Below are 23,970 nucleotides of genomic sequence, written 5' to 3'. Positions count from 1 at the left end.
GCGTGGCATCCTCCTTCTGTGGAACCGGGACGCTTGTTCTCCGATCCGACGGCCGCGCCGGGCCCGCTCCGGCCCATGGCGCGGCACCTCGATCGGCCGACCCCTGTCGAGGCGCTGGCCCGCCTGCGCGCCGGCAACGCTCGATTCGCCTCGGGCGCCGGCCATCCCGGTGCGGTTCCGCGGGGCGGCGCCCATCGTGGGCCCTTCGCCGTCGTCGTGGGCTGCATCGATGCCCGGGTGCCGGTGGAGACGGTGTTCGGGCAGCGCGCCGGGGCGATCTGTGTCGTCCGCTCGGCCGGCCACGTCCTCGACCGCGCCGTGCTGGGTTCGGTCGAGTTCGCGGTGACCGACCTCCAGGTGTCGCTGGTGGTCGTGCTCGGCCACGACGACTGCCGTGCGGTGGCGGCCGCGCGCGAGGCGGTGCGCACCGGACGCCGGCCTGCCGGCGCTCGCCAGTACCTGATCGACCAGATCGTTCCCGCGGTGCCGGCCGGCGGCAGCCTCGACAGGGCCACCCGCAGCCACACCGTCCGGACCGTGGCCACCCTCCGGCAGGCCGGGCATCTCCAGGAGGCGCTCGCGGCCCGCCGCCTCGACGTCGCCGGCGCGATCTACCGGCTCGAAAGCGGCCACGTCGAGATGCTGTGATCCCCTGGCTACGTGGTGATCACGATCGCTTGGCTACGTGGTGATCACGACCGCGCCCAGGCGCTGCTCGGTCTCGACCCGGCGGTGGGCTTCGGCCGCCTCCGTCATCGGGTAGACCCGGTCCACGATGGACCGGATCTCGCCCGCCTCGGCCATCTCCGTGAGCGTCGCCAGGGCGTCGCTCGTCTCCGGGGCGAAGGCCACGGTGACGGTCTTGTCGGTGAACCGGGTGGTCAGCACCGAGCGGAGCAACACCGACAGGCGCGGGTTGCCGTGGAGATAGCGCCCGCCCGGCCGGAGCATGCCGACGAGACCGCGATACGAACTCCCGGCCACCATGTCGAAGATGACGTCGAACCTCCGGCCGGTCGCCGTCACCGCGCCGGCGGTGTAGTCCACGAAGTCGGTCGCGCCGAGGCGCCGGACGAGCTCCTCCTTGCTCCCGTGGTCGACGGCGGTGACCCGCGCGCCCATCGAACGGGCGATCTGAACGGCGTGCGCGCCGATACTGCCCCCGGCCCCGTTGATCAGCACCTGCTCGCCGGGTTCGATCCCGGCACGCCGCAGGAAGTGCAGGGCGTTGAGCCCGCCCAGCGGGACAGCGGCCGCCTCGGCGAACGTCATGGTGCGGGGCTTGGGCCCGACGGCGGCACCCTCCGGCAGGACGACGTACTCACCGTAGGCGCCCAGGCGGAGACCGGTGCAGCCGTAGACCTGGTCGCCCGGGGCGAAGCGGGTGACCCGCCCGCCCACCGACACCACCTCACCGGCGAAGTACATGCCCAGGACCCGGCGCCGCGGCCGGACGACACCGACAGCGATGCGCAGCGGAAGCCACGTCCACTTCACGGAGGACCGGAAGCTCCGGAACTCGCAGTCGGACTTGGTCGCCTCGGCCGCCCGCACCCTGACCAGGACGTCCCGATCACCCGGCGCCGGCGTGGGCACGTCCGCCACCTGCAGGACGTCCGGCCCTCCGTAGCGGGTGTAGGTGACGGCCTTCACGCAGCCATCGGACCGGGTCGCGCGCGCCCTGTCAACCCGCGAGGGACGCATCCGTACTCTCTCTGGGTGAGCGATAGCAATGACTACGTGCGGCTGCGAGAGACCTTCAACGAGGACGCGGAACGGTATGACCGTGCGCGGCCCCGGTACCCGGCACAGATGTTCGATGATCTCGCTGCGGCCGGAGTGGCGCCCGGTGCAAGGGTGTTGGAGATCGGCTGTGGCACCCGACGTGGTCTTCTCCGCGACGGCGTTCCACTGGATCGATCCGGCCGTGCGGGTGCCGAAGGCTGCCGACGCCTTGCGCCTCTGCCGTTGACCTACTCCGGCCACCGTGCCTTGCCGGACGCGCAGCGAAGCGCCTTGCTGGAGGCCATCGCGCGGCTCATAGACGTTCAACTACGGGGGCCAAGTCGTCAAGCGCTACCTGACCGAGCTGAGGCTCGCCGAACGTGTCCGGTGAATCGCCTCTATCGGTAGCGGTCGTCAGGGAAGGGGTCAGGCGGCGCGCCCCGAGCCCGCCAGCCGCCGGTAATACGCGTTCGTGCGGAGCAGCTCCGCATGACTGCCCGAGTCGGTCACCACGCCGCCGTCGATGACGAGGATGCGGTCCGCCGCCCGGACCGTCGAGAACCTGTGGGCGATCACCACCAGCGCGCACACCGCCGCCACCGAGCGCATCGTCGCGGCCAGGGCTCGTTCGCCGTCCGGGTCCAGGTGGGCCGTCGGCTCGTCGAGCAGGAGGACGTCGGGGCGGGAGAGCAGGCACCGGGCGATCGCCACCCGCTGGCGCTGGCCGCCGGAGAGGTGGCTGCCGCGTTCGCCGACGGGGGTGTCCAGGCCCGCCGGGAGGGCCTCGACCACGGCGGTGAGCCCCGTCATGGCGAGCACCTCGGCGAGGTCCGGCGCGGGGTCCTTGCAGCCGTACAGCAGGTTCTCCCGCAGGGTGCCGGCCAGCAGCGGGCAGTCCTGCTCGACCAGGCCGACGGTGGCGCGATGCCGGGCGTACGGGATGAAGCGGCTGTCCCGGCCCCGCAGCAGGATGGTGCCCCGGTCGGGCTCGTAGAAGCGCTCGGCCAGCGCGAAGATGGTCGACTTCCCCGCCCCGGAGGCGCCGACCAGCGCGAGGTGGCCGCGTTCCGGCACCGAGAAGCTGAGGCCGCGCAGCACGGGCCGGCCGGGACGGTAGCCGAACCACACGTCGCGGAACTCGAGGACGGGCGGGCGCCGCTGCAGGGGCACCACCGCGCGGGCGTGGTCGCGTTCGACCGGCATGGCCAGCACCTCGTTGATGCGGTGCAGCGCGCCGGAGCCCTGCTGCACCGCGCCGACCGCCTGGAAGATCTCGTAGATGGGCGCGGACAGGTAGGTCATGGCCAGCGTGAAGGCGACGAGGCGGCCCAGCGACGTCTCGCCGGACGCCACCCGGGTCGCGCCGACCAGCAGGACGGTCAGGAAGGCCCCGCTGACCGCGAGGTCGTTGGCGGGGCCGCTGAGCGCGACGAGCTCGGCCATGCGCAGGTTCGCCCGGTACGCGCGTGTCGCCGACCCGCCGAGCCGGGACGACTCGACGGGCTCGGCGCGGCAGGCCCGCACGGTGCGCATGCCGCCGAGGGCCCGTTCGAGGTCGGCGGAGAGGGCACCCTCGGCCGTCTGCGCCGTGCGGGAAGCAGCGCGCAGCCGGCTCACCACCGCGAGCAGGCTGCCCACCGAGACGGCGAAGAGAGCCACCACGAGCAGCATCAGTGACAGGTCGAGCCAGGCCAGCAGCGTCACGACCGCCACCAGGGCGATCACGCCGGCGAGGCCGGTGCCGAGGCTCTGCGCCACCAGGGTCTTGACCACGGTGGTGTCGCCGCACGCCCGGGCGATCACGTCACCCGTGCGGACATGGTCCAACAGCGGCATCCGTACGCGGAGCAGCCGGTCGATGACGGCCCGGCGCAGGTCGCGGGTCATGGTCTCGCCCGTGTACGCCTGCACGTAGCGGGCCGTGGCGTGGGCGACCGCCTGCGCGCCGAACAACCCGGCGAGCGCCCCGAACACCGCCCACGGCAGCCGCCCGCCCGCGGCCGCGTCGATCGCCGCCCCGGCGAGCAGCGGCTGCGCCAGCCCCAGCGCCGAGCCGAGCAGGCTGAGCCCGGCCGCCACCGCGATCCACCGGCGATGCCCCCGCGTGAGCCGCCGCAGGTCCTGCACGAGCATGGCACCACCCCTGGCATCGATGCGACGAATCGACGCTAACCAGGAGCAATGACCGGCAACAATCGGACGTCACCCGACCCGACCGGTGGCCTGCGGCTAATCCCCTCCGCCAGGTGACGCGCGCGGGCCGGGCGCTCCTCGATCATCCGATGGCGCGGGCCACCTCCGGGTACCAGCGGTCGGCGATCTTCGCGTTGCCGGCGTCGTTGGGGTGGACGCCGTCGTACGTGTCGGTGGCCGTGTTGAAGCCCGTCCACTGGTCGACCACCGTGATCGGGGAGGCGCTGGTCGACAGGCCCGACGTCCACGCCGGGATCGCGGCGTTCAGGTTGATGACGCGCTGGCCGCAGTCGGCGCAGTTGCTCGCGTTCATCGGGATGATCTGGGCGACCAGGATGCGCATGGCGGGGTTCTGCGCGCGCATCTGCGTCACGAGCTTCGTGAACGCTGCCAGGATGGTCTGCGGTGAGCGGTTGTTCCACACGTCGTTCGTGCCGAAGTGCATGAGCACCACGTCCGGGTCGGTGGCCGCGAGCCATCCCACCAACAGGTTCTGGTCGGCCACGTTGGTGGCGAGGTAGCCGCCGTGCCCCTCGTTCTCGCCGTCGTAGGGGAAGCCGCACCCCTGCCCGGGCAGCGTGCCGACGAAGTCCACCCGCGCGGCCGGCAGCTTCTGCCAGAGCAGCGCCCGCCAGCAGCCGGGAGACCCGGTGATCGAGTCACCGAGCGCCATGATCTTGACCGGGGAGCTGTCCGGCGGCGGAGTGGGGGGCGGCACGACCCCGGTGCAGGACGTGCCGTTGAGGGCGAAGGACGTCGGTGTGGCCGGCGAGCCGGAGCCGTTGAAGCCGAACGACGTCGTGACGTTGGTGCCGAGCGACCCGTTCCAGCCGGCGTTGCGGACCGTCACGTCGGCCCCTGCCTGCGTCACCGAGCCGTTCCACAGCTGGGTGACGGTCTGCCCGGACGGGAACGCGAACGTCAGCGTCCACGAGCTGACCGGGTCGCCGAGGTTGGTGATCGCGACCGAGGCACCGAAGCCGCCCGGCCACTGCGCGGTGGTCTTGTAGTCGACCTTGCACCCGGCGGCGGCCGACGCGGGCTCCTGAGCGAGGGTGACAGCGGTGGCCGTGATCAGCACGCACACCGCCGTTCGGAGCAGTCTCATGGATCCTCCGCTTGACGCAGGCATTGATGGGAGTCAATCTGGGAGCGCTCCCGAAGTTAACGAGAGGAGAGTCCGGTGTCCAGCAGGACAAAGATCGCGGCAGGTCTCGCCGTCCTCGCCGCGGGCGCGGCCGTCCTGGTCGCCACCCGGGCCGACGCCGCCGACGGCCGGCAGCGCGAACGGCTCGACCGCGGCCTGATCAGCGTCCGCTCCGGCACCGGCAACCTGGTGAGCTGGCGCTGGCTCGCCACCGACCCGGCCGGCGTCGGGTTCAACGTCTACCGCGGCGCGACGAAGCTCAACTCCTCGCCGATCACCGCCTCCACGAACTACCTCGACGCGGGTGCGGCCAGTTCCGCCTCGTACACCGTCCGCCCGGTCGTGAACGGCAGTGAGCAGGCGGCGGAGGGGCCGAGCCTGACCCTGGCGAGCGGATACCTCGATGTGCCGATCCAAAACCCGAACAGCGCCCTTTATGCGGCAAATGACGCCAGTGTCGGCGACCTGGACGGCGACGGCCGCCTCGACGTCGTGCTCAAGTGGGAGCCGCTGAACGCCAAGGACAACTCGCAGTCCGGCGTCACCGACCCGGTCTACGTCGACGGCTACCGCCTCGACGGCACCCGCCTGTGGCGGATCAACCTGGGCCGCAACATCCGGGCCGGCGCGCACTACACCCAGTTCCAGGTGTACGACTACGACGGCGACGGTGACGCGGAGGTCGCCATGAAGACCGCCGACGCCACCGTCTCCGGCACCGGCCAGGTGATCGGCAACGGGAGCGCCGACCACCGCAACTCCAGCGGCTACGTCCTCGCCGGCCCCGAGTACCTGACGATGTTCGACGGCCGCAACGGCGCCGCCCTCTCGACCGTCGACTACGTGCCGCCGCGCGGCACCGTGAGCTCCTGGGGCGACTCGTACGGCAACCGGGTCGACCGCTTCCTCGCCGGCACCGCCTACCTCGACGGCACCCGCCCCAGCTTGATCATGGCGCGCGGCTACTACACCCGTACGGTCGTCGTGGCGTGGGACTTCCGCAACGGCACGCTGACCCGCCGCTGGACGTTCGACAGCAACAGCTCGACGAACCCCGGCACGGCGGGACAGGGCAACCACCAGCTCTCCGTCGCCGACGTCGACGCCGACGGGCGGGACGAGATCGTCTACGGCTCGCTCTGCATCGACGACAACGGCGCCCGGCTGTGGAACACGGGTCTCGGCCACGGCGACACCCTGCACGTCGGCGACCTCAACCCGTCCCGGTCCGGCCTGGAGGTCTTCAAGGTCTCCGAGGACGCGAGCAAGCCGTCCTCGTGGTTCGCCGACGCCCGCACCGGCCAGATCCTGTGGAGCACGGCGGCGGGCGGCGACAACGGCCGCGGCGTCTCCGCGGACATCTGGGCGGGCAGCGCCGGCGCCGAGTCGTGGTCCTCGCTGGCCGACGGCGTGCGCAACCCGAACGGCTCGGTGGTCGCGAGCCGCAAGCCCAGCTCCACCAACTTCGTCATCTGGTGGGACGGCGACCCCGTCCGCGAGCTCCTCGACGGCACCCGCATCGACAAGTACGGCACGTCGGCCGACACCCGCCTGCTGACCGCCTCGGGCGTGCACTCGAACAACGGCACCAAGTCCACGCCGTCGCTGTCCGGCGACATCCTCGGCGACTGGCGCGAGGAGGTCATCTGGCCCACCAGCGACAACACGGCGCTGCGGATCTACTCGACCCCGCACGTCACCGACCGGCGGGTGGTCACCCTGCTGCACGACATCCAGTACCGCGAGGCCCTGGCGTGGCAGAACACCGCCTACAACCAGCCGCCGCACCCCAGCTTCGCCATCCAATGAGATCGGCCGGACGGTAGGTTGACGGTCATGATCCTGCGCCACATCACCGTCGACAGCTCGGAGCCGTACGAGCTCGCCCGTTTCTGGAGCGAGGTCACCGGCTGGCCCCTCTCGGACGAGGACCTGCCGGACGACGACGAGGTGCTGCTGGCCGCGCCCGAGCCGGTGCCGAGCCTGCTGTTCATCCGGGTGCCCGAGGCCAAGACCGTCAAGAACCGCCTGCACATCGACTGGATGCCCGACGAGCGCACCCGCGACGAGGAGGTCGAGCGGCTGACCGCCCTGGGCGCCAAGCTGTACGAGGACCACCGCGCCGCCGACGGGCTCGGCTGGGTCACCATGCAGGACCCGGAGGGCAACGAGTTCTGCGTCGAGCGCAGCGCCGCCGAACGGGACGGCTGAGTCAGCGTACGCGTCTGGTCTCGTACGCCCACATGGCAAGCTCGACGCGGTTGCGGGCTACTTCACCGTGCTCGTGCTGATGTGCAGCTCCTCGGCGATCTCGGCGTTCGTGCGGCGCCGCGGTGCCGTGCGCGAGCCGTTCGATGTCGGCGAGCCCGTTGCGCGGCGCCGTGGCCGGGGGCACGTCGCGATTGCGCAGCGGCCGGAGGCGAGCGCGACGGGCCGCCAGACCGGTTCGGCTGGGTTTCTCCTGCTCGTCACCCACCGAAACAAGTAGCCGCGACGAGTGAAGCCGATGGTGCCCGCGCATCCATGCCAGCGTCCTACGTGTCGTATTCGCCGTTCCATGGCTGGTGGAAGCCGAGTCTCTGTGGGTAGAGCTCGGCCCACGGCCCGCCATGGCCCTCGTCTGGGTGGTCAGTGGTCTCATCGATGAGACCGAAGACGATGTTGTCGAAGTCGACCCGGAAGGGTCGAACGAACTGTCCGCCCGCATGCTGTCCGATACGGCCGGTACGGTGGTCGGGCTCGTACTTGATGGGGATGACGTCTGGGAGTCGCATAGCGCGGATCGTAGCCATCGTCGCTCGGCTCGTGCCGCGTCCGAGGGCAATGGTTTCTTGCTGGCGGTGACGCACCGTGAGTTATGACTACTTCTTAAGTTTCCGGTCACCCTGGTGTCGCCGTTTGACGAGGGCACGCTGCGCCGCACGTTCGTCATGACGATGCTGGACGCGGGAGTCAGCCTCCGTGACGTGCAGATCGCGGCCCCGGCACCCCCTGGGGATTGCCCTGGCCGGCTGTTGGCGAGCGATTCGTCGATCCATCCCGCAACGGCTCTGCGGACAGCTTCGGCGTCCCGCCAGTGGGCGACGCCGAACTCCAAGCGGGGAGCGAGCAAGACAACAGCCTCCCGGTCGTGTGGCTCGTATCGGCGGACGCTGACCGCGGCATCAGACATGAGCCGATGACGACGAAGGGAACCCCTCGAATAAACACCGAGGCCACCACCTGGATCTGCCGCGTCGAGGGCGTCGGTGCTCTTGCCGGCGGTGACGCACCTCGGATGTCCGTCGAACGGGGCAGGCCCACGCGAAGGGTGCGCCGGCCCGAAGTGGGCACGCCTTTGTTCGCGACTGCTGCTTCAACAAAATGCTGACCAGCGTAAACAAAGCCATTGTTCAATCTTTCCCAGCGGCTCTTCCACGGGGCGGCGGCGACTGAACATCCTGTCCGCACACAGTTGGCCGAGGAAGGGGGACACACATGCTCCGTGCCAGACGCCGGGCGGCGGCATCGTCGGGTTCAGCGATTGTCCTTGCGTTGTTCGCCATTCCGGTCGGGGGCGGCGCCGCGCAGGCCGCTACGCCGTGCCCGTACTACAACTTCTGTGCCTATATGTACGCCAACTTCGAAGGCCCTGTGGTCTACGCGGAGGACTGCAACGCGATCTCCAGGTTCCGGTGGACCTCGACAAATGGGTCCTGGATCAACAACCAGACCCGGGGCACTCGCGCGAGGATCAACTATATGGACGGCACTCATTGGTACGTGCCCGGCGCGTACTCAGAGCAATCCTCCGGCATGGGGTGGCACCGGGTCGAGTCCATCGACCCCTGTTGATCACGGCGTATTCAGCATCCATTGGGGGCTCACATGCGTAAGAAACTGTCCGCTGTCGCTGCCGCGTTCGTCCTCATCGTCGCGGGAGTTCTCGTGCCGGCGACGCCGGCCCTGGCCGACTCGTCCTGCGGCAGCGGCTTCCACTGCGGGTGGGACATCGGGTTCAGCACCGGCAAGGTGGCGTTCTTCAACAGCGACGCGGACTTCCGCGACAACACCTTCAACACGGGGGTATCCGTCGACAACAACATCAAGTCGGCCAAGAACCGCACAAGCTCGAACTACGTGAGCCTCTATCTCTACGAACCCAATTGGGAAGGGGACGTCGCCTTCTGCGTGAACCCGGGCAGCCAGGTCGAGAACCTGCCCGACATTGGTCAACCAGGCGACGGACTGGGACAGGCCAACGAGGCCAGCTCTCTCCTGCTCATCGCCAGCGGCCCACTTCCGGGCTGTTACTGAAGGGATTTGCGGACATGAGAACAACGCAAGGACCCAAGACGCTTCGCCGCGTCGGTGTCGTCCTCGTCGGCGCACTGGTCAGCGTCGGCGCCGCGATGGCCTTTCCCAGCGCCGCGCAGGCAGACCGCAATCAATGCCGTGACGAGAGCGGACTGCTGTGCTTCTGGCAGCACAGGAATTTCTCGGGGGTCTTCGGCCACGTCGAGTTCTCCAACGGGGACTGGCGATATCTCGATGGTGGATGCCAGGAACCCGACGGCCGGCATTGGAGCAACTGCGCTTCGTCGATCAGGAACGAGGGCCGGAACTGCGAGGCGGTTGTTTATGACCTGCCCAACTACGCCGGCGCGTCCTGGGTCATCAACCGGGACACCGAGGCCGCCGACCTGACCCAGTGGGGCATGCCGGGCAGCGACAACTGGAACGACAAGATCAGTTCGAACAACTGGTGGTGCGGGTAGCGATGGCAAGACTGCGATCGACCGGTATCGCCGTGACGGTCGCGGCCGCCGCCGCCATGGCCGGCTGCGCCGCCGAGGCGCAGCCGGCCACCCTTTCCCCGGCGGCGCTCGACCTGGCCGTCCGGTCCGCGCCCTACCAGCAGGAACAGGTGCTTCTCGCGCGCGCCGAACGCACGCTCACCCGCGAGTGCATGGCCGCGAAGGGCTACTCCTACACGGAGACCGGGACCGGCACCGTGCTCGACGACCCGTGGCGTCCCGACCTCGAGGGTCGCCGCCTGCGCGGATACGGGCTGGCCAAGGGTGACCCGCCGGTCAACGGCCCGAAGAAGACGCCGCCGGGATACCTGCGAGCCCTGACCGGGGACGAGAACCGGCGCGCCACCCTGAGCCTGTCCAGCGGCCCCCGGTTCACCTTTGCCACCACCGGATGCCTCGCCGAGAGCCGAGCCCGCCTCTACGGCGACGTGACCGACGCGGCCCGGGCCGCCTATGTGCCGCAGGAGGCGTACAACGCGCTGCTGCCGTCCATCGTCGGTGACCCGCAGACACGCGAGGCAGTGCAACGCTGGTCGCGGTGCATGCGCGGCCGGGGCCACTCGTACGCGTCGGCGAGCGAGGCCCGCGCGGCCGCCGCCGGGGCCTACCGCGCCGAACGGCCCGGCGCCGAGGCGCACCGCTTCGAGATACGGGTGGCGGTGGCCGATGGCGAGTGCGCTCTCGCCGCCGGTTTCCCCGGCCTGATCGACCGGGTGGGCCGCCTGCATGCCGGTAGGCTCACCGCCCGCCAGCGCGAGGACCTGAACACGGCGGCCGAGCTGCGCGCCGCCGGTCTGCGGCAGGCCCGCCGCATCATTGAACGCTGACAAAACGCGGTGTTTCGACCTCGCCCGAATGTCTCTTGTAGGCCCGCGACCGGTTGCGCACCCTCGCACCATGACGCTCACAAGAACATGGCGAATCCTGGCCGTCGCGTTCGTCGCGATGCTCCTCGCGACCTTCGCCCAACCCCCGCAGGCGGCCCAGGCGGCCGCCCGCTGGCGCATCGAGCACCGCAACTTCGCGTCGATGTGCCTGGACGGCAACAACGCCGGTGGCCAGGCATATCTCTGGCAATGCGTGTCGGCCACCAACCAGTACTACTACTTCGATCTGGTCGAGGGTCTGTATTACCGGCTGCGCAACGCGAAGACCGGCCGATGCATTGGCAGCAACGGCGTGCACGGCGACTCGCCGATCTACAACCTGGCCTGCGACGGCAACTGGGCGACGCACTGGTCGGTTGTCTTCGCGGGCAGGGAGAACGGCCACGACTACTACAAGTTCCAGCCTCGGTACGTGAACGGTTACTGCATCACGCCGTCGGACGAGTACAACGGCTCCGGGATCGTCATGCACGTGTGCCAGAGCAGCTTCGACGACTGGACCTGGTACCAGAGGTAGCACGTTCGCTCACGGGGGAGACAACGGTCGATGACCGGAACGCTGAACGACGCCCGCCGGGGGCGCCGCGAGAACGCGATCGACACCACGCAACCGGCCCATCGTGTCGCGTTCGCCATCCGCCTGCGTGCCCTGCGCCACGAGTGCGGGCATCCGCCGTACCGCAGGCTCAGCGAGCTCGCACATTGCAGCACCGCGTCGCTGTCGGTCGCGGCGGCCGGCCGCCGGCTCCCGACGTGGGAGACCACCAGGGGTTATGTAACCGCGTGCCTGGAGCATGCCGGCCGGGGTGACGACGTCAACCGTGACCTGCGCGGCTGGCGCCGGTTCTGGGAGGACACCCAGGCCCGCGAGAAGGTCAGCCGGATGGCGGCGGCGCCGGTCCGCCGCCGTCATCCATGGCGCGAGATCGTGCCGGCGTGGGTGGTCCTGATCAGTCGCGCTGCTTCTGGCGCTGGCGGCCGCGGTGGCGGCCGGCGCCGGCGTTGAGTCCTCGCCTGTGGACTCGGCAGGCATCGATGCCTGTCGACATATCGACAAGTCGGTATGTTCTTCGCGCGTGAGTCCTCATCGTGGATGCCATGGGGAGCTTGCGCATCCACTTCGGCGTAGCCGACCTCAGCCGAACCCAGGTCTTGGGCGTGCACGACCCGATGTGGGAGATCGTCTGCGCTGTACACCGTCTTCAGACCCCGCTCGGCCGCCACGATTACATGGCTTGGCGCCAGAAATTGCGCGCGAATCTGCATCAGGCCGGCGGCTTGCCGGCGATCCGTGAATTCCTTGTTCCGCTGCTGCCGCGGTCTGCCTACTTCCCTGACTTGCTCACTCCAGCTCCCAGCGCGGACCTCGACGCCACGATCGACCGGATTCAGCACACCGACGTCCGCCGCCTGCGGCGGGAACTGGGCCGCCTCGACCCGCCCGCGTACGCCCGCAATGCCGTCGCCGACGTCGCCGCGGGACGCCCGGCGGCGCTGAATCGGCTCGGCGCCGCGCTGCGCGACTTCTACCGACTCGCCATCCAGCCGCACCTCGCGACTGTCTCAGCAACGCTGGCCGCGGACCGTGCCCGGCGTGCCAATCAGGTGCTCACCGAGGGGCCCGGCACCCTGCTGCACGGTCTCGGGCCGACTGTGCGGTGGGATCCGCCGGTTCTCACCGTCGCCGGCTATCCGGTGGACCGTGACCTTGAGCTCGGGGGTCGCGGCCTCACCTTGGTGCCGTCGTACTTCTGCTGGCGTTACCCGATCGCGCTCGCAGACCCCGAGTTGCCGCCGGTGCTCGTGCACCCGGTGCAGCGCGCCTCCGACGAACTCGTCCGCCCGTCTCGGGGGCTCATAAGGCTGCTCGGCCGTACTCGGTCTGCGGTGCTCCAACTGACCTGGGCCGGCGCCACGACCTCCGAGCTGGCTCGGCTCACCGGCGTTTCCTTGGCGACGGCCAGTGAGCACGCCACCGTGCTGCGTGACGCGGGCCTGATCGCCAGTCACCGCCACGGCAACATGATGATCCACCGGGTGACGGATCTCGGAACATCCCTGCTCCGCCGCCGCTGACCCGTCTTCGGGGTGCACCCGAAAGACCCTCTTCCAGGCGGTGAGCTATTGCCATGCCGGCGAGGGTAGGGGTGATTGCGGACGATCCGCGTCCGGATCCTCGAAACGGGACTCAGGCGGTCTGGCGCAGCAGCGGCTCGGCGCCCAGCCCCCGGATCGAGGCGTCCAGGACCTGGGCCGTGTGGGCCATCGCGATCCGGCCGCCCTGCCGGCGCAGGGCCGAGGCCACCTGCATGAGGCAGCCCGGATTGGCCGTCACCAGCAGGTCCGCGCCGGTGGCCAGGACCGTTGACGCCTTGCGGTCGCCCAGCTCGGCGGCGGGCACCGGGTTGAGCACGTTCCAGATGCCCGCCGAGCCGCAGCAGATCTCCGGGTCCGCGATCTCGCGCACGGTCAGCCCGGGTATGCCGTTGAGCAGAGCGCGCGGCTGGCTGCGTACCCCTTGGGCATGTCCCAGATGACACGCGTCGTGGTAGGCGACCGTGAGCGGCAGCCGGTGGCGCGGCGCCACCGGGCCGAGCTCGACCAGGATCTCCGACAGGTCGCGCACCTTGGCGGTGAAGGCCGCGGCCCGGGAGGCGTATCTCGGGTCGTCGGCGAGCAGGACGTCGTACTCCTTCAGGGACGAGCCGCAGCCGGCCGCGTTCACGACGAAGTAGTCCATGCCCGTGCGCTCGAAGGTGTCGATGAGCTTGCGGGCGAAGCGCTGCGCCTCGGTGCGTCGGCCGTTGTGCACGCTCAGCGCGCCGCAGCAGCCCTGCGACGGCGGGATCAGCACCTCGCAGCCCTCGGCGGCCAGCACCCGGATGGTCGCCGCGTTGACGTCGGGGAAGAACGCGCTCTGCACGCAGCCGGTGAGCATGCCCACCGTCGCGCGGCGGCTGCCGCGGGCGGCGACGCGGCGCGGCGGGGGCGGCACGCGGCGCAGGCGCGGGGCGAGCGACTCGAGCGTGGCCAGCGTGGGGGAGAGGCGCTGGAGCAGCGGGCCGGTGAACCGGGCGAGCCCGGACGCCTGATAGGCACGCAGGGGACCGCGCAACAGCCGCAGGCGCCGGGGGTACGGGAAGACCGCGAAGATCGCCGAGCGCAGGGCCCGGTCCCGGGGGGAGCGGGTGTGGCGGCGCTCGACCTGCGCGCGGGTGTCCTCGATGAGCCGGTCGTACTGGACGCCGGAGGGGCAGGCCGTCACGCACGACATGCAGCCGAGGCAGCGGTCGAAGTGCGCCACCATCGAGTCGCTCATCGGCTCGCCGCCGAGGCCCTCGTTCATCAGGTAGATGCGGCCGCGCGGCGAGTCGGCCTCGGCGCCCCACAGCACGTACGTGGGGCAGGTGGTCAGGCAGAAGCCGCAGTGCACGCAGTCGGCCACCAGTTCCTTGCGCGGCGGGTGGTCGGCGTCGAAGGCGGGGTCGGCGGCCGGCCCGAGCACGTCCCGGGGCGGCTCGCCGGTGCCCCACGTGGCGTCGACCATCTCAGATGCCTCCCACGAAACGGCCGGGCGCGAACCGGCGGCCCGGGTCGAACTGGTCCTTGATCCGCCGCATCAGCGCGAGCCCCGGCACGGGCCCCCACATGTCCAGGATGTCCCGGACGGGCGGCGGGGCGGTCAGCACGACCGCGTGCCCGGCGTTGCGCACGCACAGGGCGCGCAGCCGCTCCACCTCGGTGATGTCGCGCGGCGCCGCGTAGAGCACGCCGGTCCCCGCCGAGCCGCGCACCGGAAAGCCCGATTCGGCGAGCGCCGGCACCCGCGACTTCGGCACCGACAGCTTCATGCCGATCCCGTCCGGGTGCCAGGGCGGCACACCCCACCAGGCCGGCGCCTGCTCGCTGAGCTCCCCGCCGATCAGCTTCTCGACCACAGAGGCTCTGTCCCGTACGCCGGCAGGCGTGCCCTCCAGCAGCACGGCCACCTCGCCGGTCGCCGAGTCGAGCTCGATCGCACTGGGCACCACCTGCGCGCTCAGCACGGCCGCGACGACGCTCGCGGGCGCGGCCGCCCGCACGTACACCCGCGCGGCCGCGACCGGATGCAGCCGGAACGCGCACTCGGTGATCAGGCCGAGGGTGCCGTACGAGCCGGTGAAGAGCTTGCCCAGGTCGTAGCCCGCGACGTTCTTGACCACCTTGCCGCCGGAACGGGCGACCTTGCCGTCCGGCCGCACCACCGTGATGCCGATGAGCAGGTCGCGCACGGTCCCGTAGCGCAGCCGCAGCGGGCCGCTGGTGTTGGCCGCGACCGTGCCGCCGACGGTCGCGCCCGCCGGCCCGTCGAGCACCAGCTGCTGATCGCCGAGCGACAGATCGGCCAGGGGCGTGCCCGCGCGCACCACCGTGATCAGGTCGCCGGCGGCGTGCTCGACGATGCCGGCCAGCCGGCGCGTGTCGATGATCAGGTCGAGCGCGCGCGGCGGCGGGCCCCAGTGGACCTTCGTGCCGGCGCCGCGGATGACGACGGTGAGCTCGCGGGCGGCGGCGATCAGCGCCGCGGCCTCCGCCGTGGACCCGGGCGACGCGACCAGCCGGGCCGGCACGCCCCCGACGTGGTCGCCGTCGGCGGCCGGCCGGGTCAGCTCGTCGAGGGCGCCCACCTCAGAACACCTCCACGCCGGGGAAGCGGTCCTCGTCCTCCGCCGCCCGGTGGCGGCCCGGCCGTTCGCCGCAGAGCCGCGGGGTCGGGAAGATCTTGCCGGGGTTGGCCAGGCCGTCCGGGTCGAAGGCGCAGCGCAGCAGCTGCATGGTGTCGAGGTCGTCGTCGCCGAACATGCGCGGCATGTACTTGGCCTTGTCGGCGCCGACGCCGTGCTCGCCGGTGATCGATCCGCCGTACTCGATGCAGAGGTCGATGATCGCGCCGGAGGTGGTCTCGGCGCGTTCCGCCTCGCCGGGGACGCCGTCGTCGAAGAGCACCAGTGGATGCAGGTTGCCGTCGCCGGCGTGGAAGACGTTCGCCACCCGCACGCCGTTCTCCGCGGCCACCTCGTCGATCTTGCGGAGCACCGACGGCAGGGCGGTCCGCGGGATCACGCCGTCCTGCACGATGTAGTCCGGGCTGATCCGGCCGACCGCCGCGAACGCCGACTTGCGGCCCTTCCAGAACAGCGCCCGCTCGGCGTCGTCGGCCGCGATGCGGATCTCGAACGCGCCGCTCTCCTCGCAGAGCGCGGTGACCTCCTCGAACTGCGCCTCGACCTCGGCCGCCGGCCCGTCCAGCTCGACGATCAGGACCGCCCCGGCGCCGGGCGGATAGCCGCAGGCCACCGCGGCCTCGGCCGCCTCGATGGCGAGCGCGTCCATCATCTCGACCGCCGCCGGCACCACCCCGGCCGCGATGATCGCACTGGTGGCGGCGCCCGCCGCGTCGACGCCGTGGAAGGCCGCGAGCAGCGTGCGCACCGACTCGGGCAGGCGGGTCAGGCGCACGGTCACCTCGGTGGCGATGCCGAGCGTGCCCTCCGAGCCGACGAACGCGCCGAGCAGGTCGTAGCCGGGCGGGTCCTCGGCGCGGCCGCCGACGCGCACCAGCTCGCCGTCGGGGGCGACGAACTGGAGGCCGGTGACGTGGTTGGTGGTGAAGCCGTACTTGAGGCAGTGGGCGCCGCCGGAGTTCTCCGCCACGTTGCCGCCGATCGAGCAGATCTGCTGGCTCGACGGGTCGGGCGCGTAGTAGTAGCCGTGCGGCGACGCGGCCCGGGTGACCTGGAGGTTGATCACGCCGGGCTCGACGACGGCACGCTCGTCCTCGGGGACCACGTCGAGGATGCGGCGCATCTGCGCGGTCACGATCAGCACCCCGTCGGCGTGCGGCAGCGCCCCGCCGGAGAGCCCGGTGCCGGAGCCCCGCGCCACGAAGGGCACCTTGGCGTCGGCGCAGGCCCGCACCACCGTGGCGACCTGCTCGGCGGTGTGCGGCAGGGCCACGATCGCCGGGACGACACGGTAGTGGGCGAGGCCGTCGCACTCGTACGTGCGAAGCTCCTGCCGGTCGGTGATGACCTGGCCGGAGCCGAGACTCTCCCGCAGCCGCCGGGCGAGCGCATCGAGGTCGGTCACCCCGACAACCTAACCCGTTGCGCTCGGATTCGTCACCGTATGTGTTCTGCGAAGATGGCCCGATGTTCGTGACCGGGAGAGTCGCCCGCACCGCCGCCGCCGTGCTCTGCGCCCTGCTCGTGGCCGGCGCGTGCTCGTCCGGCGACGACGATCCGGCGCCGGAGCCGACCGGCCTGATCGCCGCCACCACCATGCGCGGGGCGCTGCTGCAGGCGGCCGACATCGGGCCGACCTGGCAGCCGCCGGCGCAGTCACCCGACCCGAACCAGCTGGTCAGCATCTGCGGCGGCACGTCGACGCCGCCGCCGGTGCCGCCGGGCGGCGAGGTGGTGGCCGCGTCCTTCGTGGACGAGGGCGAGAAGGGCGCGCAGACCCTCGACCAGACCGCGCTGGTCTACGGTGACCCGAGCGCGGCCCAGGCGGCCCAGGCGGCGCTGCGTGCCGTCGCCGACGGCTGCAAGGCCGACGTGTCGGTGCCGGCGACGGTCAACGACGAGAAGTCCGAGCCGGCCTACACCGAGACCGTCGAGATCAAGACGCTGGACGAGAGCGGCTGGTCCGGCTTCGTGGTGATCCGCCACAAGAAGTACGAGCCGAAGCATCCCGGCACCGCGGACACCGCGGTCGCCGTGCTGTCGAGCCGCAACGTCGTGCTGGTCGACGCGTACGCCCTCTATCAGCTGAACAACGCCAGCACGTCGCCGAACTTCGCCACCGACTGGCCGAAGCTCGTGGGCTCGGTCGTGCAAAGAGTCGGATAGAGCTGTGAATGCGCTGGACGGGATGGACAGAGCGCCCCGTCTGGTCTAATGTTCCGAGTGCGCCGTTGTGAGTTCTTCCCCCGTGGAATTCACAGCGGCGCCCTTATTTTCCCTCCCTCGTGGTCACCGGCAGCTTGGTGTAACCCCGCAGGGTGAGGCTGTTGCGGCGCTCGGCGCCGCCGGCGAGTGCCAGGCGCGGCAGCCGGCGCATCAGCTCGGGCAGCGCCACCTGCGCCTCCAGCCGGGCGAGCGGCGCGCCGAGGCAATAGTGGATGCCCCCGCCGAACGACAGCGGCGCGTTGTCGGCGCGGCGCAGGTCGAGCCGGTCCGGCTCGGCGAAGCGCTCCGGGTCCCGGTTGCCCGCCCCGAGGTAGGCCACCAGCCGGTCGCCGGGCTCGATGGCGACACCCGCGATCGTCGTGGGCTCCCAGGCGACCCGGCCGACGATCTGCACCGGCGAGTCGAAGCGCAGCAGCTCCTCCACGGCGGCCACCGGATCCTCCGCGAGCGCGGGCAGCTGGCCCGGGTTCGCGAGGAGCGCGACCAGGCCGTTCGCGAGCAGGTTGGTGGTCGTCTCGAAGCCGGCGGCGAACAGCAGCGCGGCCATCGTGAGCAGCTCGTCCTCGGTGAGGCGGTCGCCCTCCTCCTCGGCGCTGACCAGCGCGCTGAGCAGGTCGTCCTGCGGGTGCCGGCGGCGCTCGGCGGCCAGGCCGGTCAGGTAGTCGCGCATCATCTGGGCGGCCGGGTCCGCCTTCTTGAGGACCTCGGGCGTGATGATGTCGAGCACCTGCGACCAGTCCCGCACGAGCGTCTGGAACTGCGCACGATCCTCTTTCGGTACGCCGAGCAGCTCCCCGATGACGTTGACCGGCAACGGGAACGCGAACGCCCCGACGAAGTCGGCCTCGCGGCTGTCCGCCAGGTCGTCGAGGAGCTCGCCGACCATGTGCTCGATGGCGGGCCGCAGCTCCTGCACGCGGCGGGCGGTGAAACGTGAGCTGACGAGCCGGCGCAGGCGCGTGTGGTCGGGCGGGTTCTGCGCGATCAGGCTGGTGAAGAACTGTTGCAGCGCGGGGTGCTCGGCCCAGTCGGGAAAGCCGACGAACGCGAGCATGTGCGCGGGCATGTGCCCGAGCTTGGGGTCGCGGGTGACCGCCGCGCAGTCCGCGTGCCGGGTCACGACCAGGGCGTTGTCGCCGGCGCGCACGATCGGCGAGATCTCGCGCAGGCGGGCGTACCGGGGATAGGGATCCTCCCGGCCGGTCAGCGTGGTGAGCTCCGTGAGCAGGGTCAGGACCTCGGGGCTCTCGACGACGGTCGTCACGGCGGGCTCCTCTCGGGCTGCATCGACGCGTCTCGAAGCCTACCGGTGAGTATCAACAACGAGAGGGGTTAAGGGGTTGAGTGCCGCCCACCGGCTGGCTTAGGCTCGGTCGGGCCCATCAACCACAGTTTATGGCGTCCTGCATCGGGGGATGTGCATGGACCGCACGGCGCGGTCCCTGCTCATGGACGTCGTTCGCTGTATGGTGGGCACCTCATCTGTCACGGGGGCCGTCTCACGGGGGCCACCCATCACGGGGGAGGGAGGCGTGGGTGGGCGCCTTCTCCATCGCCGAGAAGCTCGATCGGCTGTTCCGCTCGGTCCGGCCGGCGGGGCAGGGCGAGCCGAGCTACATGGCCGTGTCCGAGGCGATCCGCGCCGATCAGGGCGTGCCGATCTCCCACACGTACATCTGGCAGTTGCGCACCGGCCGCCGCGGCAACCCGACGATCCAGCACCTGACCGCCCTGGCCACCTACTTCGGGGTCCCGGTGGCCTACTTCCTCGACGACGAGCAGGCCGCCCGCGTCGACAGTCAGCTCGAGCTGCTGCGCACCATCCGCGACGCAGGGGTCACCGAGATCGCCCTGCGGGCGGCGGACGTGTCGCCGCGCGGCCGCGACACGATCAACGAGCTGATCCGGAAGGTGTGGGAGTCCGAGCGCTCCGCCCGGCCCGGCGATAGGCCCGGCTGACCCGGCTCAGCCACGCCACCTCCTCGGCCAGCGTCGGGCCGACCGGCGCCCACTCCGCGGCGCTCGCCTCGGCGAGCTCGCCCGCGTTGCGGCGCTGCAGCGCCCGTACCAGTTGATGGGCCTCCGCCGTCGCCCGATCGGCCGCCGGGTCGCCGTCCGGCGCGAGATAGGGGCGCAGGGCCAGCATGCCGTCGCGGATCTCGATGACCCGCCGGTAGAGGCGCAGGTGCACGTCGTCGACGCCGGCGAGCTCGACCATCGCCCGGCGCGGGGTGAAGAGGATGACCTCGGGGAACGCGTCGCGCATGGCCTTCCACAGGGGACGCAGAACGATCAGTGAGCGGTACGCGGTGACGGCGCTCCGCGCCCGCGGGCTCGCCGCGATCATGCCGCCGGTGACGGTGAGCAGGACGGCGACGGTCTGCACGCGCTCGGCGGCCGGCTCGACGGCCCGCAGGTCGTGCACGACCAGCGCGGCGATCCGGAAGACGGCGAAGACCGTGATGACCGCCGTGCCGGCCGCCATGAGCCGCAGCGCCAGCCGGGGCAGCCCGGGGGTGGCCTGCCGGCTCGTGGACCAGAACAGCGCCGTCGCGCTGATCAGGATGTAGCCGAGATACGTCTCCAGGATCACCCAGTAGGCGACGTCGCGGGTCGGGATGCGCGGCGCGGGAGGAGTGTCGCCGGCGGCCAGCACCGCGAGCGTCACGAGAACGGCGCCCACCAGGGCGGCCTGCCGCCGCTTGTCGCCCCGGCCGGTGGCCAGCGTGACGAAGCGCAGCAGGAAGAACGCCGCGAGCACGCCGAACAGATGCGGAACGGCGGGCGCGCCCGTCTCGGCGAGGACCGGCGGGAAGGAGAACGTCTTGGCGACGGCGACCGCGGCGACCGACGCCCACAGCGCGCGCTGGCGGTCGTCGCGGAACAGGGTCGGGAAGCGGGCGATCGCCATGCCCCAGAGCAGGGTCAGCAGGACCGCCGAGAGGATCACTCCAGGCCCAGCGCCTTCGCGACCCGGCCCCACGTGGTGCGGGGAGCCCTGGGGGAGCGGCCGCGGATCAGCGACGCCATCATCTCGGCCTCGCGCTCCTGGTCGTCGGAGTAGGCGGCACGGCCCAGCACGCGGGCGACGGTCGCCGGGTCGAGGTCGGGGAAGAGCCGGGCGAGCGGGCCGTCGGCGCCGGAGTGTCCGCTGAGGATGTGGGCCAGCTCGTGCAGCACGATGTGCTCCGCGTGCAGCGGGGACGTGCCGGGGTCGTAGAAGACGTGGTCGGCCTCGGGCGTGCCGATCCACAGGCCACAGGGCGCGTCCGCGCTGAGCCCGGGCACCGGCCGCCGGATCAGCGGACGGCCGCGCCGCTCGGCCACCTCGGCGCAGAAGACGTCCAGATCGAACGGGTCGGGCACCCGGATCCCGCGCAGCCGCGACTCGCATCGCCGGCGCAGGTTCTCCACCGGGGCCACGGTACCCGCCCGGCTCGGTGCGCGGAACTGCGCGGAGAAAGCGCTTACCGAACACCAGGTGATGGTGACCTGTGGAAAACCCCACGGGACTGTTAACTATTCGGCGGATCTTTGCTTAGCCTTACGAATCTCGGGGCAGAAACCAGTTCGGCCGCGGAATCGAAACCGGAGGTGACTGGGCGATGGAGAAGTTCGTCTACGACTTCGCCGAGGGCAACAAGGATCTCAAGGATCTGCTCGGCGGCAAGGGCGCCAATCTCGCGGAGATGACGAACCTCGGCCTGCCCGTCCCGGCCGGGTTCACGATCACCACGGCGGCGTGTCAGCGGTACCTCGCCGAGGGCGCCCAGGTGGAGGGCCTCGACTCGGAGATCGACGAGCATCTCGCCGCGCTGGAGCGGAAGATGGGGCGGTCGCTCGGCGACCCGGCCGATCCGCTGCTGGTCTCGGTGCGCTCCGGTGCCAAGTTCTCGATGCCGGGCATGATGGAGACCGTCCTCAACGTGGGGCTCAACGACGAGTCGGTGGCGGGGCTGTCGCGGCAGGCCGGCGGCAACGACCGGTTCGCCTGGGACTCCTACCGGCGGCTCATCCAGATGTTCGGCAAGACCGTGTGCGACGTGCCGGGTGAGGAGTTCGAGGACGCGCTGCACGACGCCAAGGTGCGCAAGGGCGTCAAGGACGACGTGCAACTCGACGCCGACGATCTCAAAGCGCTCGTCGCGGCGTACAAGAAAGTCTTCTCCAAGCACACCGGCCACGAATTCCCGCAGGACCCCCGGGAACAGCTCGACCTGGCGATCGCGGCGGTGTTCCGCTCGTGGAACGCGGACCGCGCGGTGCTCTACCGCCGCCAGGAGCGCATTCCGGCGGATCTCGGCACGGCGGTCAATGTGGTCGCGATGGTCTTCGGCAATCTCGGCGCCGACTCGGGCACGGGCGTGGCGTTCACCCGCGACCCGGCCACGGGCGAGAGCGGCGTCTACGGCGACTACCTGCAGAACGCACAGGGCGAGGACGTGGTCGCCGGCATCCGCAACACGGTGCCGTTGCAGGACCTCGAAAAGATCGACAAGAAGTCGTACGACGAGCTGCTCGACATCATGGCCCGGCTCGAGGCCCACTACCACGACCTGTGCGACATCGAGTTCACCATCGAGCGGGGCAAGCTGTGGATGCTGCAGACCCGCGTCGGCAAGCGCACCGCGGCGGCGGCGTTCACCATCGCGGCGCAGCTCGTCGAGGAAGGCATGATCGACCTCGACGAGGCGGTCACCCGGGTCTCCGGCGCGCAGCTCGCCCAGTTGATGTTCCCCCGGTTCGACCTGTCGGCCTCGCCGTCGGCCATCACCCGCGGCGTGGGCGCGTCGCCGGGCGCGGCCTCGGGCGAGGTGGTGTTCACCGCGTCCGCGGCGGTGCGGGCGGCGGCCGAGGGCAAGCAGGTCATCCTGGTGCGGCGCGAGACCAACCCGGACGACCTGCCCGGCATGATCGCGGCGGAGGGCATCCTGACGTCGCGCGGTGGCAAGACGTCGCACGCGGCGGTGGTGGCGCGCGGCATGGGCAAGACCTGCGTCTGCGGCGCCGACGAGATGGAGGTCGGCCGCGACCAGTTCACGGTGAACGGGCACGTGGTCCACGAGGGCGACACGGTGTCGATCGACGGCACGACCGGCCGGGTCTACCTGGGCGCGGTGCCGGTGCGGCCGTCCGAGGTGGTGCAGTACTTCGAGGGCGACCTCGACCCGGCGCTGGCGAACGAGCCACTGGTGTCGGCGGTGCACCTGCTGATGACCCACGCGGACTCGCAGGCGGCGCTGGCCGTGCGCACGAACGCGGACACGGGAGCCGACGCGGCCCGGGCCCGCCGCTTCGGGGCGCGGGGGATCGGGCTGTGCCGCACGGAGCACATGTTCCTCGGCGACCGGCGCGAGCTGGTGGAGAAGCTGATCCTGGCCCGCACGGACGCGGACCGCAACGAGGCGCTGGGCGCGCTCCAGCCGTTGCAGCGAGCCGACTTCCTGCAGATCTTCCGCGAGATGAACGGCCTGCCGGTGACGGTGCGGCTGATCGACCCGCCGCTGCACGAGTTCCTGCCGTCGCTGGAGGACCTGGCGGTGCAGGTGGCGGTGGCGAAGGAACGGGGTGAGAAGGCGGAGCACGACGAGCAGCTGCTCGCGGCGGTGCGCCGCATGCACGAGCAGAACCCGATGCTGGGCCTGCGCGGCGTACGCCTGGGCCTGGTGATCCCCGGCCTGTTCGCCATGCAGGTTCGTGCGATCGCCGAGGCCGCGGTCGAGTTGGCCCGCGAGGGCGGCCACCCCAAGCCGGAGATCATGGTCCCGCTGGTGGGCGCGGTCCAGGAACTAGAGACGGTCCGGGCGGAAGCCGAGAAGATCATCGCCGAGGTGGTGGGAGACTCGGGCGTCGAGGTCCTCATCGGCACGATGATCGAGGTGCCGCGAGCCGCCCTGACGGCCGGCCAGATAGCCGAGGCGGCGGAGTTCTTCTCGTTCGGCACGAACGACCTGACCCAGATGGCCTGGGGCTTCTCCCGCGACGACGTCGAGGGCGCCTTCTTCTGGCGCTACCTCGAGCTGGGCATCTTCGGCATCAGCCCCTTCGAGTCCCTCGACCGCGACGGCGTAGGCAGACTGGTGAAGATCGCGTCGGCCGAGGGCCGGGCCACCCGCCCCACCCTCAAACTGGGAGTCTGCGGCGAACACGGCGGCGACCCGGAGTCGGTCCACTTCTTCCACGAGGTGGGCCTCGACTACGTCTCCTGCTCCCCGTTCCGCGTCCCGATCGCCCGCTTGGAGGCAGGCCGGGCGGCCATCACGTCGACCGGC

The 23,970-nt window shown here is 71.0% G+C and carries 24 protein-coding genes; 14 read left to right on the top strand and 10 right to left on the bottom strand.

Annotated features, from left to right (window positions below):
- Window positions 1-75 precede the first annotated feature (75 nt).
- Window positions 76-648, top strand: coding sequence for a carbonic anhydrase (locus Ade02nite_RS09295; protein ID WP_203761148.1), 573 nt, complete (start codon window positions 76-78; stop codon window positions 646-648).
- Window positions 649-681: 33 nt separating this feature from the next.
- Here Ade02nite_RS09295 and Ade02nite_RS09290 read toward each other — a convergent pair whose 3' ends face one another.
- The 3 genes from Ade02nite_RS09290 to Ade02nite_RS09280 form a co-directional block, all read right to left on the bottom strand.
- Window positions 682-1,653 carry an NAD(P)-dependent alcohol dehydrogenase gene (locus Ade02nite_RS09290; RefSeq protein ID WP_203761147.1) on the bottom strand — a complete coding sequence of 324 codons (972 nt, stop codon included), beginning with the start codon at window positions 1,651-1,653 and terminating at the stop codon, window positions 682-684.
- Window positions 1,654-2,151: 498 nt separating this feature from the next.
- The gene (locus tag Ade02nite_RS09285) at window positions 2,152-3,858 is read right to left on the bottom strand and encodes an ABC transporter ATP-binding protein (protein WP_203761146.1); all 1,707 of its coding nucleotides are present in this window, start codon (window positions 3,856-3,858) and stop codon (window positions 2,152-2,154) included.
- Between the two features lie 142 nt (window positions 3,859-4,000).
- The gene (locus tag Ade02nite_RS09280; protein WP_203761145.1) at window positions 4,001-5,026 is read right to left on the bottom strand and encodes a cellulose binding domain-containing protein; all 1,026 of its coding nucleotides are present in this window, start codon (window positions 5,024-5,026) and stop codon (window positions 4,001-4,003) included.
- Window positions 5,027-5,101: 75 nt separating this feature from the next.
- Between Ade02nite_RS09280 and Ade02nite_RS09275 the strand changes: the two genes are divergently transcribed.
- From Ade02nite_RS09275 to Ade02nite_RS09265, 3 genes are all read left to right on the top strand, one after another.
- Window positions 5,102-6,874: a rhamnogalacturonan lyase gene (locus Ade02nite_RS09275; protein ID WP_239168656.1), complete on the top strand. Its 1,773-nt coding sequence runs from the start codon at window positions 5,102-5,104 to the stop codon at window positions 6,872-6,874.
- Between the two features lie 27 nt (window positions 6,875-6,901).
- Window positions 6,902-7,276 carry a VOC family protein gene (locus tag Ade02nite_RS09270; protein ID WP_203761144.1) on the top strand — a complete coding sequence of 125 codons (375 nt, stop codon included), beginning with the start codon at window positions 6,902-6,904 and terminating at the stop codon, window positions 7,274-7,276.
- 67 nt (window positions 7,277-7,343) lie between these two features.
- Window positions 7,344-7,553 carry a hypothetical protein gene (locus Ade02nite_RS09265; RefSeq protein WP_203761143.1) on the top strand — a complete coding sequence of 70 codons (210 nt, stop codon included), beginning with the start codon at window positions 7,344-7,346 and terminating at the stop codon, window positions 7,551-7,553.
- 46 nt (window positions 7,554-7,599) lie between these two features.
- On the opposite strand, the gene Ade02nite_RS09260 is transcribed toward Ade02nite_RS09265, so the two are convergent.
- Window positions 7,600-7,839, bottom strand: coding sequence for a hypothetical protein (locus tag Ade02nite_RS09260; protein ID WP_203761142.1), 240 nt, complete (start codon window positions 7,837-7,839; stop codon window positions 7,600-7,602).
- Window positions 7,840-8,542: 703 nt separating this feature from the next.
- Here Ade02nite_RS09260 and Ade02nite_RS50710 point away from each other — a divergent pair.
- The 7 genes from Ade02nite_RS50710 (at window position 8,543) to Ade02nite_RS09225 (ending at window position 12,824) form a co-directional block, all read left to right on the top strand.
- Entirely contained in the window at window positions 8,543-8,899 is a 357-nt protein-coding gene (locus Ade02nite_RS50710; protein WP_369076656.1) for a peptidase inhibitor family I36 protein, read from the top strand.
- Between the two features lie 33 nt (window positions 8,900-8,932).
- On the top strand, window positions 8,933-9,361 hold the full coding sequence (locus Ade02nite_RS09250; protein ID WP_203761140.1) for a peptidase inhibitor family I36 protein: 429 nt from the start codon (window positions 8,933-8,935) through the stop codon (window positions 9,359-9,361).
- A 14-nt stretch (window positions 9,362-9,375) separates the two neighbouring features.
- Window positions 9,376-9,822: a peptidase inhibitor family I36 protein gene (locus tag Ade02nite_RS09245; RefSeq protein ID WP_203761139.1), complete on the top strand. Its 447-nt coding sequence runs from the start codon at window positions 9,376-9,378 to the stop codon at window positions 9,820-9,822.
- Between the two features lie 2 nt (window positions 9,823-9,824).
- Entirely contained in the window at window positions 9,825-10,688 is an 864-nt protein-coding gene (locus Ade02nite_RS09240) for a hypothetical protein (RefSeq protein ID WP_203761138.1), read from the top strand.
- Between the two features lie 70 nt (window positions 10,689-10,758).
- Window positions 10,759-11,265 carry an RICIN domain-containing protein gene (locus Ade02nite_RS09235; RefSeq protein WP_203761137.1) on the top strand — a complete coding sequence of 169 codons (507 nt, stop codon included), beginning with the start codon at window positions 10,759-10,761 and terminating at the stop codon, window positions 11,263-11,265.
- Window positions 11,266-11,295: 30 nt separating this feature from the next.
- On the top strand, window positions 11,296-11,754 hold the full coding sequence (locus Ade02nite_RS09230) for a hypothetical protein (protein ID WP_203761136.1): 459 nt from the start codon (window positions 11,296-11,298) through the stop codon (window positions 11,752-11,754).
- Between the two features lie 92 nt (window positions 11,755-11,846).
- A complete protein-coding gene (locus Ade02nite_RS09225) occupies window positions 11,847-12,824 on the top strand; it encodes an ArsR/SmtB family transcription factor (RefSeq protein WP_203761135.1) in 978 nt (325 codons plus the stop codon).
- 112 nt (window positions 12,825-12,936) lie between these two features.
- On the opposite strand, the gene Ade02nite_RS09220 is transcribed toward Ade02nite_RS09225, so the two are convergent.
- The 3 genes from Ade02nite_RS09220 to Ade02nite_RS09210 are packed head-to-tail and all read right to left on the bottom strand — an operon-like array spanning window position 12,937 to window position 16,877.
- A complete protein-coding gene (locus Ade02nite_RS09220; protein ID WP_203761134.1) occupies window positions 12,937-14,295 on the bottom strand; it encodes a (Fe-S)-binding protein in 1,359 nt (452 codons plus the stop codon).
- 1 nt (window position 14,296) lies between these two features.
- Complete coding sequence (locus Ade02nite_RS09215; protein WP_203761133.1) at window positions 14,297-15,415, bottom strand: FAD-binding oxidoreductase; 1,119 nt, start codon at window positions 15,413-15,415, stop codon at window positions 14,297-14,299.
- Window position 15,416: 1 nt separating this feature from the next.
- The gene (locus Ade02nite_RS09210; protein ID WP_203761132.1) at window positions 15,417-16,877 is read right to left on the bottom strand and encodes an FAD-linked oxidase C-terminal domain-containing protein; all 1,461 of its coding nucleotides are present in this window, start codon (window positions 16,875-16,877) and stop codon (window positions 15,417-15,419) included.
- 62 nt (window positions 16,878-16,939) lie between these two features.
- Between Ade02nite_RS09210 and Ade02nite_RS09205 the strand changes: the two genes are divergently transcribed.
- A complete protein-coding gene (locus Ade02nite_RS09205; protein ID WP_203761131.1) occupies window positions 16,940-17,638 on the top strand; it encodes a hypothetical protein in 699 nt (232 codons plus the stop codon).
- 103 nt (window positions 17,639-17,741) lie between these two features.
- On the opposite strand, the gene Ade02nite_RS09200 is transcribed toward Ade02nite_RS09205, so the two are convergent.
- Entirely contained in the window at window positions 17,742-18,962 is a 1,221-nt protein-coding gene (locus tag Ade02nite_RS09200) for a cytochrome P450 (protein WP_203761130.1), read from the bottom strand.
- A 272-nt stretch (window positions 18,963-19,234) separates the two neighbouring features.
- Between Ade02nite_RS09200 and Ade02nite_RS09195 the strand changes: the two genes are divergently transcribed.
- Window positions 19,235-19,657: a helix-turn-helix domain-containing protein gene (locus Ade02nite_RS09195; protein WP_203761129.1), complete on the top strand. Its 423-nt coding sequence runs from the start codon at window positions 19,235-19,237 to the stop codon at window positions 19,655-19,657.
- Here the strand turns inward: Ade02nite_RS09195 and Ade02nite_RS09190 are convergent.
- Window positions 19,590-20,648 (bottom strand): MAB_1171c family putative transporter, encoded by a 1,059-nt coding sequence (locus Ade02nite_RS09190; protein ID WP_203761128.1) that lies wholly within the window; start codon window positions 20,646-20,648, stop codon window positions 19,590-19,592. The genes Ade02nite_RS09195 and Ade02nite_RS09190 overlap by 68 nt on opposite strands.
- Window positions 20,645-21,112, bottom strand: a complete 468-nt coding sequence (locus Ade02nite_RS09185) for a hypothetical protein (RefSeq protein WP_239168655.1) — start codon at window positions 21,110-21,112, stop codon at window positions 20,645-20,647. The genes Ade02nite_RS09190 and Ade02nite_RS09185 overlap by 4 nt, the downstream gene beginning before the upstream one ends.
- Before the next feature lie 191 nt (window positions 21,113-21,303).
- Between Ade02nite_RS09185 and ppdK the strand changes: the two genes are divergently transcribed.
- Window positions 21,304-23,970, top strand: a 2,667-nt coding sequence (ppdK, locus tag Ade02nite_RS09180) for a pyruvate, phosphate dikinase (protein WP_203761127.1), incomplete at its 3' end; no start/stop codon positions are given.

The sequence above is a fragment of the Paractinoplanes deccanensis genome (assembly GCF_016862115.1).
In the GTDB taxonomy this organism is placed as follows: Bacteria; Actinomycetota; Actinomycetes; order Mycobacteriales; family Micromonosporaceae; genus Actinoplanes; species Actinoplanes deccanensis.
The sequence above is the reverse complement of the archived record's forward strand: the minus strand, read 5'-3'. Positions and strand labels throughout refer to the sequence as shown.

Excerpts from the sequence above, each read along its gene's own strand:
- Ade02nite_RS09225 (WP_203761135.1), top strand. The coding sequence starts at position 11,847 with ATGGGGAGCTTGCGCATCCACTTCGGCGTAGCCGACCTCAGCCGAACC.
- Ade02nite_RS09245 (WP_203761139.1), top strand. The coding sequence starts at position 9,376 with ATGAGAACAACGCAAGGACCCAAGACGCTTCGCCGCGTCGGTGTCGTC.
- Ade02nite_RS09230 (WP_203761136.1), top strand. The coding sequence starts at position 11,296 with ATGACCGGAACGCTGAACGACGCCCGCCGGGGGCGCCGCGAGAACGCG.
- Ade02nite_RS09220 (WP_203761134.1), bottom strand. The coding sequence starts at position 14,295 with ATGGTCGACGCCACGTGGGGCACCGGCGAGCCGCCCCGGGACGTGCTC.
- Ade02nite_RS09250 (WP_203761140.1), top strand. The coding sequence starts at position 8,933 with ATGCGTAAGAAACTGTCCGCTGTCGCTGCCGCGTTCGTCCTCATCGTC.
- Ade02nite_RS09295 (WP_203761148.1), top strand. The coding sequence starts at position 76 with ATGGCGCGGCACCTCGATCGGCCGACCCCTGTCGAGGCGCTGGCCCGC.
- Ade02nite_RS09280 (WP_203761145.1), bottom strand. The coding sequence starts at position 5,026 with ATGAGACTGCTCCGAACGGCGGTGTGCGTGCTGATCACGGCCACCGCT.
- Ade02nite_RS09235 (WP_203761137.1), top strand. The coding sequence starts at position 10,759 with ATGACGCTCACAAGAACATGGCGAATCCTGGCCGTCGCGTTCGTCGCG.
- Ade02nite_RS09240 (WP_203761138.1), top strand. The coding sequence starts at position 9,825 with ATGGCAAGACTGCGATCGACCGGTATCGCCGTGACGGTCGCGGCCGCC.
- Ade02nite_RS09285 (WP_203761146.1), bottom strand. The coding sequence starts at position 3,858 with ATGCTCGTGCAGGACCTGCGGCGGCTCACGCGGGGGCATCGCCGGTGG.
- Ade02nite_RS09270 (WP_203761144.1), top strand. The coding sequence starts at position 6,902 with ATGATCCTGCGCCACATCACCGTCGACAGCTCGGAGCCGTACGAGCTC.
- Ade02nite_RS09260 (WP_203761142.1), bottom strand. The coding sequence starts at position 7,839 with ATGCGACTCCCAGACGTCATCCCCATCAAGTACGAGCCCGACCACCGT.
- Ade02nite_RS09205 (WP_203761131.1), top strand. The coding sequence starts at position 16,940 with ATGTTCGTGACCGGGAGAGTCGCCCGCACCGCCGCCGCCGTGCTCTGC.
- Ade02nite_RS50710 (WP_369076656.1), top strand. The coding sequence starts at position 8,543 with ATGCTCCGTGCCAGACGCCGGGCGGCGGCATCGTCGGGTTCAGCGATT.